The organism is Roseobacter sp., assembly GCF_024639605.1.
Lineage (GTDB): Bacteria > Pseudomonadota > Alphaproteobacteria > Rhodobacterales > Rhodobacteraceae > Roseobacter.
On the sequence record NZ_JAHEHZ010000147.1, the window covers coordinates 1 to 8,534 of the forward strand.

9 protein-coding genes and 1 riboswitch are annotated in these 8,534 nt (G+C 65.3%); of the genes, 7 read left to right on the plus strand and 2 right to left on the minus strand.

What is annotated here, in order from left to right; all coding sequences use genetic code 11:
• Nucleotides 1-61: 61 nt before the first annotated feature.
• Nucleotides 62-817, minus strand: coding sequence for a cobalt-precorrin-6A reductase (locus Q0M35_RS15475; protein WP_295316893.1), 756 nt, complete (start codon nt 815-817; stop codon nt 62-64).
• A 10-nt stretch (nt 818-827) separates the two neighbouring features.
• Between Q0M35_RS15475 and cbiE the strand changes: the two genes are divergently transcribed.
• The 7 genes from cbiE to cobF all read left to right on the plus strand — a co-directional run bounded on the left by cbiE (nt 828) and on the right by cobF (nt 6,983).
• Nucleotides 828-2,027: a precorrin-6y C5,15-methyltransferase (decarboxylating) subunit CbiE gene (gene cbiE, locus Q0M35_RS15480; RefSeq protein WP_295316895.1), complete on the plus strand. Its 1,200-nt coding sequence runs from the start codon at nt 828-830 to the stop codon at nt 2,025-2,027.
• The gene (locus Q0M35_RS15485) at nt 2,024-2,392 is read left to right on the plus strand and encodes a cobalamin biosynthesis protein (RefSeq protein ID WP_295316882.1); all 369 of its coding nucleotides are present in this window, start codon (nt 2,024-2,026) and stop codon (nt 2,390-2,392) included. The genes cbiE and Q0M35_RS15485 overlap by 4 nt, the downstream gene beginning before the upstream one ends.
• The gene (cobM, locus tag Q0M35_RS15490) at nt 2,389-3,183 is read left to right on the plus strand and encodes a precorrin-4 C(11)-methyltransferase (RefSeq protein ID WP_295316884.1); all 795 of its coding nucleotides are present in this window, start codon (nt 2,389-2,391) and stop codon (nt 3,181-3,183) included. Before Q0M35_RS15485 ends, cobM begins: the two co-directional genes overlap by 4 nt.
• Nucleotides 3,176-4,495: a cobyrinate a,c-diamide synthase gene (locus tag Q0M35_RS15495; protein WP_295316896.1), complete on the plus strand. Its 1,320-nt coding sequence runs from the start codon at nt 3,176-3,178 to the stop codon at nt 4,493-4,495. The genes cobM and Q0M35_RS15495 overlap by 8 nt, the downstream gene beginning before the upstream one ends.
• Complete coding sequence (gene cobA, locus Q0M35_RS15500; RefSeq protein WP_295316886.1) at nt 4,492-5,211, plus strand: uroporphyrinogen-III C-methyltransferase; 720 nt, start codon at nt 4,492-4,494, stop codon at nt 5,209-5,211. The genes Q0M35_RS15495 and cobA overlap by 4 nt, the downstream gene beginning before the upstream one ends.
• A 35-nt stretch (nt 5,212-5,246) precedes the next feature.
• Nucleotides 5,247-5,431, plus strand: a riboswitch (cobalamin riboswitch).
• A 54-nt stretch (nt 5,432-5,485) separates the two neighbouring features.
• Nucleotides 5,486-6,163, plus strand: a complete 678-nt coding sequence (locus Q0M35_RS15505) for an energy-coupling factor ABC transporter permease (RefSeq protein WP_295316888.1) — start codon at nt 5,486-5,488, stop codon at nt 6,161-6,163.
• A 61-nt stretch (nt 6,164-6,224) separates the two neighbouring features.
• Nucleotides 6,225-6,983 carry a precorrin-6A synthase (deacetylating) gene (gene cobF / locus Q0M35_RS15510; protein WP_295316890.1) on the plus strand — a complete coding sequence of 253 codons (759 nt, stop codon included), beginning with the start codon at nt 6,225-6,227 and terminating at the stop codon, nt 6,981-6,983.
• A 6-nt stretch (nt 6,984-6,989) separates the two neighbouring features.
• Here cobF and Q0M35_RS15515 read toward each other — a convergent pair whose 3' ends face one another.
• Nucleotides 6,990-8,375, minus strand: a complete 1,386-nt coding sequence (locus Q0M35_RS15515) for an amidase family protein (RefSeq protein WP_295316891.1) — start codon at nt 8,373-8,375, stop codon at nt 6,990-6,992.
• Nucleotides 8,376-8,534: the final 159 nt, after the last annotated feature.

Consider the following 8,534-nt stretch of genomic DNA (forward strand, 5'->3'; position numbering starts at 1 on the left):
CGGTCGTGATTGTCGGCGCATCCAATACCCGCGTGATTACGCGCGCGGATGCACCGGTGGTCTATACACCGAGGTCGGTGCCCGAATGAGCCACCCAGGCGATCACTTCTTCAGCGCCGGATGCTTCACGCCGTGCCGGCAAAGACGGCCGGTCGATCATCAGTACGGGCAGTTCCAGTTGGCGGGCTGCGATGAGTTTGGCCTGCGCGCCGGTGCCGCCGGAGTTCTTGGAAACCACCAGGTCGATCCGGTGTTCACGCATCAGTGCCAGATCGCCATCGACAGTAAACGGACCCCGGTCGAGGATGACCTCGCAACCTGGAAAGGGCAGCGCAGCTTCAGGCGGGTCCACGAGACGCAACAGATAAAAATGCTGCGGGTTCGGGGCAAATTCGGCAAGATGCATTCGCCCGACGGCAAGCATGACCCGGCAGGCAGGCCCCCGGAGTGCCGCAGCCGCACCCGCGATATCCGGAACATGTTGCCAGCGGTCGCCTTCACCGGGCGTCCACGGCGGGCGGGTCAGCGCAATCAGGGGCACCTTTGCTGCAGCACAGGCATTGACGGCGTTGCGGCTCATCTGCGCGGCAAAAGGGTGTGTGGCATCGACGACATGGGTGATGGCGTGGTCGTGCAGATACTGCCTGAGGCCTTCGACACCGCCGAACCCTCCGCTGCGCAGGGGCAGAGGCTGACGCACCGGACGGGCCACGCGTCCGGCAAGCGATACCGTGCCGGCGATGCCCGCCTCGCTCAGCGCCCGGCAGAGCGCTGTCGCCCCGGTGGTCCCGCCGAGGATGAGCAGGTTGGGTGCCATGTCTGATACCATGCCTGACGCTCCCTGGCTGACGATCATTGGTCTGGACGAAGATGCGCCGGAGGGGCTGTCGGGTGCAAGCCTTGCCGCACTGAAGACCGCCGAGATTATCATGGGGCCGCCGCGTCATCTGGCGCTTCTGCCGGATCTCGCGGCGGAACAGATCGCCTGGCCTGTGCCCTTCAGTGATGGTTTGCCGGTGCTTCTGAGCCTGCGCGGGCGGCGCGTGGCTGTGCTGGCCTCGGGCGATCCCTTCTGGTTCGGTGCGGGCAGTACGATCTGCAAAGAGCTCGACGCGGGCGAGTGGACGGCATTGCCCGGGCCTTCGACCTTTTCTCTGGCCGCCGCGCGCCTCGGCTGGGCGCTGCAGCACACCGCCTGTTTCGGGCTCCATGCGGCGCCTCTGTCGCGTCTGCGCCCGGCCCTGGCCCCCGGCGCGCAGATGATCGTTCTGCTGCGCGATGGAGAGGCTGTGACCGAACTCGCCGGATATCTCACTGACGCAGGTTTCGGAGCCTCTGATCTGCATGTGCTCGAGGCACTGGGCGGCCCGCGCGCGCGGCGCAGTGATCTCACGGCCCGCGCCATCGGAGACAGCAGTTTCAGCCATCCGGTCTGCGCGGGCATCTTCGTCCGGGGCGAGGGTGCTGTGCTGACACGCGCTTCAGGGCGTTCCGACGACTGGTTCGAAAGCGACGGTACCATGACCAAACAGCCGGTGCGCGCGCTCACGCTCTCAGCACTTGCACCCCGCGACGGTGAGCACCTGTGGGACATTGGCGGCGGGTCGGGGTCTGTCTGCATCGAGTGGCTGCTCTCGCATCCGTCGCTGACCGCGACGACGATAGAGCCGCGAGACGCCAGGGCAGGGCGCATCCGCGCCAATGCGGACCGGCTTGGCCAGGACCGGCTGCAGATTATCACCGGCAAAGCACCCGATGCACTGGCGGGTCTGCCGCCGCCGGATGCGGTATTTATCGGCGGTGGCCTGTCTGAGGATCTGCTGGCATGGCTTGTCGGCAATCTGGCACCTGGCACGCGGATCGTTGCCAATGCCGTGACGCTGGAAAGCGAAGCGGTACTGGTGCGCGCGCAGGCTGCCCGTGGCGGTACGCTTTTGCGCGTAGAGATCGCGCGCGCCGCACCGCTGGGCAACAAAACGGGATGGAAGGCGGCTTATCCGCTCGTGCAGTGGAGTGCGGCGTTGTGATCGTTGCGGGTCTCGGGTTCCGCACGGGCGCCAGCGCGCAAAGCCTGCGCAGCGCATTTGAGCGTGCAGCAGCAGGGCTGACCGCCGATGCATTCGCGACCGCTGCCGGGAAATGCGAGAGCGCTGCGCTCAGGGAACTGGCCGCGCAAACCGGTTTGCGCATTATTGCGGTCCCGGCAGAGCAGCTTGCGACGCAAGCTACCGTTACACAGTCGGCGCAGTCCCGGGCTGCCCGCGACACCGGCAGCGTCGCAGAAGCGGCAGCGCTGGCCGCCGCGGGCCCCGGCGCACGGCTGTGCGGCCCGCGGGTGGTGTCGGAGGACCGCATGGCAACCTGCGCTTTTGCAATCGGAGAAACGATATGACAGTCCACTTCATCGGCGCGGGACCGGGCGCGCCCGATCTGCTGACCCTGCGAGGGCGTGACATTATCGCGGCCTGTCCGGTCTGCCTTTTTGCGGGGTCTCTGGTGCCTGAGGCAGTGCTGGAGCACTGCCCTGAGGGCGCGCGGGTGGTGAACACCGCCGACATGGATCTCGACGCGATCATCGCCGAGATGCGCCGCGCCCACAACGCGGGTCAGGATGTGGCGCGGCTGCATTCGGGGGATCTGTCGGTGTGGTCCGCAATGGGTGAACAACTGCGCCGCCTGCGCGCTCAGGGCATCCCGGTTTCCGTCACACCGGGGGTGCCGTCCTTTGCCGCTGCCGCGGCGACACTGGGTGCGGAACTGACGTTGCCGGGGCTGGCGCAATCGGTGGTGCTCACGCGTACCCAGGGGCGCGCCTCGACAATGCCTCCGGGCGAAACCCTGCAGAATTTTGCGGTCACAGGCGCGACGCTGGCTCTGCATCTGTCGGTGCAGAATCTCGACCGGGTGGTAAAAGAGCTGACACCGTCTTACGGCGCGGACTGCCCGGTGGCGATTGTATGGCGCGCAAGCTGGCCGGATGAGCGCATCATCCGCGGCACGCTGGCCGATATCGCAGACCGGGTCGACAGCGACATCACCCGCACCGCGCTGATCCTCGTCGGGCGTGCGCTCGAAGGCGAAGGTTTCGACGAATCCTGTCTCTACGCAACAGACTATGACCGGCGCTACCGGCCGCAATCGGCTCAAAGCCCCTGGGCCGGATGGAACCATGGCGATGACTGATATCCCCGGGCTTCTGGTTTCCGCGCCGGCTTCCGGCACCGGTAAAACCACCGTGATGCTGGGCCTTCTGCGCGCACTGGCAGAAGACGGCATGGCTGTGCAGCCCTTTAAATCCGGGCCGGATTACATCGATCCGGCTTTTCACCGTGCGGCCAGCGGTCGGGCTTCTTTCAATATTGATACCTGGGCCATGGGCGGGCAGCTTCTCGGCGCGATTGCCGCGCGCGCGACCGGTGCGGACATCTGTATCGCCGAAGGGTCCATGGGGCTCTATGACGGGGTCGCCACGCGGGGACAAAGCGGCTTTGGCAGCAGCGCCGAGACCGCCGCGCATATGGGCTGGCCTGTCATTCTGGTGGTGGATGTCAGCGGACAGGCACAATCGGCTGCCGCCGCAGCACTGGGGTTTCAGGCCTATAACCCGGATCTGCCCTTCGCCGGAGTGATCCTGAACCGCGTGGCCTCTCCGCGGCACGAACGCCTGGTGCGGCTGGGCATGGACAAAGCGGGCCTTACGGTGCTGGGCGCGCTGCCGCGGCGCGGCGATCTGGCGCTGCCGGAACGTCATCTGGGGCTCATTCAGGCGGTGGAACACCCCGATCTGGAAGCTGCGATCGCGGGCTATGCCGCTTTTCTGCGCGAGCACGTGGATCTTGCAGCCATTCGCGCGGCGGCGCGCGGAGCATCGGGAAGGCAGAGCGCGGCACCGCTGCAAGAACCTCCCGCTCAGAGTATCGCACTTGCGCAGGACGCGGCCTTTTCCTTCACCTATCCGCATCTCGTCGAAGGCTGGCGCGCGGCAGGCGCCGAGGTACTGCCGTTCTCCCCGCTGGCAGATGAAGCACCCGACCGGGACGCTGATCTCGTGTGGCTGCCAGGGGGCTATCCGGAGTTGCACGCCGGCCGGATTGCCGGCGCGGAGAAGTTCCGCGCCGGCCTGCATGCCCATGCGCAGACACGCCCGGTACACGGCGAATGCGGTGGTTACATGGTGCTCGGCGCAGGCCTCATCGACAAGGACGGCCAGCGCCACGAAATGACCGGTCTGCTGGGCCTCGTGACCAGCTATGAAAAGCGCAAATTCCATCTGGGATACCGCCAGGCACGGCTGCTGGCGGACCTGCCGGGACATTCAGCGGGGTCGCGGTTGCGCGGGCATGAGTTCCATTATTCCACCATCCTGGAGCAGCCTGATGATGCACTTGCAGAGGTCGCGGACGCCGATGGCAATCCGGTACCCGAAACTGGCTCGCGCCGGGGCCGTGTGACAGGGACTTTCTTCCACCTGATCACTGCCGAGGAACCAGCATGACCGGTTTTGTGAGCTTTGTGGGCTCGGGGCCCGGCGATCCGGAACTTCTGACCCTCAAGGCGGTGGACCGCCTGAAACGCGCGGATGCGGTGCTCTTTGATGATCTCTCTTCAGGGCCGGTGCTCGGCTATGCGCGCCCGGACGCGGACCTTGTGGGGGTTGGCAAGCGGGCAGGGCGCGCCTCGCCCAAACAGCATCACGTCAGCCGACTGCTGGTGGAGTATGCACAGACCGACCAGCGCGTGGTGCGGCTGAAATCCGGTGACGGCGGTCTGTTCGGGCGGCTCGAAGAGGAACTCGACGCGCTGCGTGATGCGGGGATACCCTATGAGATTATCCCGGGGGTGCCGTCTGCGAATGCTGCTGCTGCGGCCGCCGGCATTCCGCTCACGCGACGGATGACCGCGCGGCGGGTGCAGTACTTCACCGGACATGACGTCACCGGCAATCTGCCTGACGATCTGAACCTTGATGCACTGGCTGATCCGGCCGCCTGCACCGTGGTGTTCATGGGTAAACGCACCTTCCCGCAACTGGCGCAGGCACTGATCGCGAGGGGCCTGCCCGCCGCGACACCTGCGATTCTCGCTGAGAACGTCAGCACCCCCGAACAGCAGATCACCCGGACCACTATCGCTGCCCTGGCCGCAAAACTCGAGGCCGCGACCGGCACAAACCCCGCGCTGATACTCTATGGGCCGCTGGCAGATCCGTGAGGGTCGTTTTTTAACTTGTGCGGTCTTTCTGACATACCGTACTGTCAGGCTACGGTGTCACATCTGTGGCTGAACAGGGAACCGGGTGAAACTCCCGGACTGCCCCCGCAACTGTAAGCGGAGAGCGCGACGGAAAGAACCACTGGGAAACCAAATCCGGGAAGGACCGGCGCGCTGCGACACGCAAGTCAGGAGACCTGCCGTACCAATGAAATCCTGCTCGCGCACGTGGGCACCCGCTGCCGGAGGGGCAGTCACATGAAAGGGACTAACAATGCATATCGAACCGGGCGTCGTTGATGGCGCAAAAATGGTGCTGGCGTATGGCACTGCCGCCGGTGCGGCGGGCTACTCTGCCAAACTCGTCATGGGCGATCTGGCCAGAAGCAACATCGCGTCTTTCGCCGCCCGCACGGTGCTGGCAACGGTCGGTGTTTTCGCCTTTTTCGAGATACTGCCGCACTTCCCGGCAGGTATCTCTGAGGTCCACTTCATTCTGGGCACCACGCTCTTTCTGCTGCTCGGCGCAGCGCCTGCGGCTCTTGGCCTGGCGCTGGGACTGCTGATCCAGGGTGCACTTCTGTCGCCGACCGATCTGCCGATGTTCTTTGTGAACCTGACCACTGTTCTGGTGCCGCTCTTTGCGGTCGATGCACTGGCGCGGCGCTATATCCCGCGAGACCGGGCCTACGTTGATCTCGCTTATTCGGACGTGCTGAAAATGTCCGCCGTCTATCAGGGCGGTGTCGTGGCATGGGTCGCGTTCTGGGCGTTTTACGGCCAGGGCGCGGGCGCTGAAACCTTCGCGGCAGTTGGTGCCTTCGGTGCCGCCTATATGCTGGTCGTTCTGATTGAGCCTCTGGCCGATCTGGCGGTCCTTGCGGCAGCGAAAAAGCTGCGCAGAACCTCGCCGGGCGGTCTTTTCACGCCGCGCCTTTACGCGGGCGCATAAGCGCTGAACCATCCGGCCCGGACCTGGCAACAGGTCCGGGCCTTTTTTATGGGAAACGGCAGTGATCGGGCACCTCTGGCTCATCGGCATCGGCACGGGCAGCCTCGCGCATCTGACCTTTGAGGGGCGGGATGCGCTGCGGGAGGCGGCAGTCATCCTCGTCCCGCTCAAGGGCCCGGGCAAAGATGATCTTGCCGGGATCCGCACCCGTCTTATCCGCGACAGCGGTTCTGCTGCCCGGATCGTGACGTTCGACTACCCCGAGCGGGATCCGGCGTTGCCCTATCAGACCCGGGTGGCCGCCTGGCATGACGAGATCGCCCGCCGCTGGCAGGTAGCTCTTGCTCAGACCCCGCCGGAGGGGCCGGTCGCCTTGCTTGTCTGGGGGGACCCGTCGCTTTACGACAGCACCATGCGCATCGCAGAGCGGCTTGATCCCGCGCCGGTGCTGCGGGTGGTGCCGGGCATTACCGCAATTCAGGCGCTGACGGCCGCTCACGCCATTCCGCTCAACACCGTGAACGGCCCGGTGGAAATCACCACCGGCCGGCGTCTGCGCGATCACGGCTGGCCTCCCGGGGCGGAGACGCTGGTTGTGATGCTCGACGGCGAAGCGGAGTTTCAGCACCTCAATCCTGATGGATTTGACATCTGGTGGGGTGCGTTTCTCGGCATGCCGGAACAGATCATCGAGCATGGCAGGTTGCGCGATGTCTCTGACCGCATCGTTGAACGCCGGGCGTCGGCACGTGCAGAGCATGGCTGGATCATGGATACGTATCTCCTGCGCCGCCGGCCGGACGGGACCGCTGCGGACTGAGCGGTCTCAGGTCACCGGCAGTGGCGGATGCGCCACCTCGATGACTGCGCCTGCTTCAAGCAGTATATCCTCACGGAACCGGTCGCTTACAAGCTGCACACCCACGGGTCTGTCGCCGGCCATGCCGGTCGCCACCGCCAGGGCCGGCACGCCCAGTGAGGGCAACCCGCGCTGGGTCAGCTGCGCCTCGAAAATGCGGTAGAAATCCTCTTCCGAGCGTACATCGGACTGCTGATCAAACGGCAGTTCGCCAGAGACAGGGCACAGGAGCAGCGGATACTTCTGCCAGAAAAGTGCCCATTCCCGGATAAGTCCCACGCGGCGCTGCAACGCCTTCATGACGGCTTCCAGATCAGCGGGCCCCGCATCCCGGCGCATCAGCTCAAAGACATACTGCGCATCCGGGTCGCCCTCATCGCGGATCATTTTTTCCGCAGCAAACTGCGTTTCTGCCATCCAGAGCGTGGCGTTGATACGGGCCGCTTCGCGCATCGGCGGACAGGCGATTTCCTCGACTGTCCAGCCTTCCGCCGCGAGCGCCTGAGCTGCGGCCTTCAGCGCCGCCGTCACTTCCGGAACCACTGGCATCCCGTCAGGTGCCGGCGTCAGGGCCGCGCGTTTCTCATAGGGCTGCCGCGCATGGCTGACCGGCACATGCCAGGGATCGCGCGGATCTGGCGCGGACATGGCCGTAAACGCGAGCCCGATGTCTTCGATCGTGCGCGCCAGCGGTCCGGAGACGGCCATCAGCTGCGCGCCGATAAACCGGTCTGCGCCAGTGGCATTAAAGGCCGGTACCCGCCCGAAGGTCGGTCGCAGACCGTGTATCCCGCAGGCATAGGCCGGATAGCGCACCGACCCTGCTATATCCGTGCCATGGGCCACAGCACAGATACCGCTGGCCACAGCCGCCGCCGCCCCGCCTGAGGAGCCGCCGGGCGTGATGGCGGTATTGCGCGGGTTCAGCGTCTGCCCGTGCAGGTTATTTTTCGTGAACCACCGCAGCGAGAAAGCAGGTGTATTCGTACGCCCGGTGATCACGCCGCCCGCCTTGCGCATATTCGCGACCACCGGGCTGTCTTCGGTCGCGACAGCATCTTTCAGCAGGGAAAGCCCGTTGGTGGTGGCAAAACCCCGCTGATCAACATTGACCTTGGTCGTGCAGGGCACGCCCGCAAGCACCCCCGGGGTCTTCCCCGCCGCAATGCCTTCGTCAATGTTCCGGGCAGTTTTAAGGGCCTCGTCACGGGCATCCTGCACCACCGCGTTAATGTCCGGGTTCACCGCGTCCGTCCGGTCGATATGCGCCTGAGCGACCTCAACCGCGGAAACGGTTCTGTCTTTTATCATGCGGGCCAGCGTGGCGGCGGACTGGTGGAAAAGGTCTGTCATAAAATGTCCTTCGCTGTGAACGGAGAGAGGCGCACCCTGCACCGGCAGATGTCAGTTGCGTCGGGGGGCCGGTACGCTGGCGCTGGCCCCCTTCACTGCGCCCGGTTCAGCCACGCTGCCAGGTGATCTCGCCATCACAGATTGTAACCTGTGCTGCGG

Coding starts and splice junctions, on each gene's coding strand:
- Q0M35_RS15475 (WP_295316893.1), bottom strand. CDS start 817: ATGGCACCCAACCTGCTCATCCTCGGCGGGACCACCGGGGCGACAGCG.
- cbiE (WP_295316895.1), top strand. CDS start 828: ATGCCTGACGCTCCCTGGCTGACGATCATTGGTCTGGACGAAGATGCG.
- cobM (WP_295316884.1), top strand. CDS start 2,389: ATGACAGTCCACTTCATCGGCGCGGGACCGGGCGCGCCCGATCTGCTG.
- Q0M35_RS15495 (WP_295316896.1), top strand. CDS start 3,176: ATGACTGATATCCCCGGGCTTCTGGTTTCCGCGCCGGCTTCCGGCACC.
- cobA (WP_295316886.1), top strand. CDS start 4,492: ATGACCGGTTTTGTGAGCTTTGTGGGCTCGGGGCCCGGCGATCCGGAA.
- Q0M35_RS15505 (WP_295316888.1), top strand. CDS start 5,486: ATGCATATCGAACCGGGCGTCGTTGATGGCGCAAAAATGGTGCTGGCG.
- Q0M35_RS15515 (WP_295316891.1), bottom strand. CDS start 8,375: ATGACAGACCTTTTCCACCAGTCCGCCGCCACGCTGGCCCGCATGATA.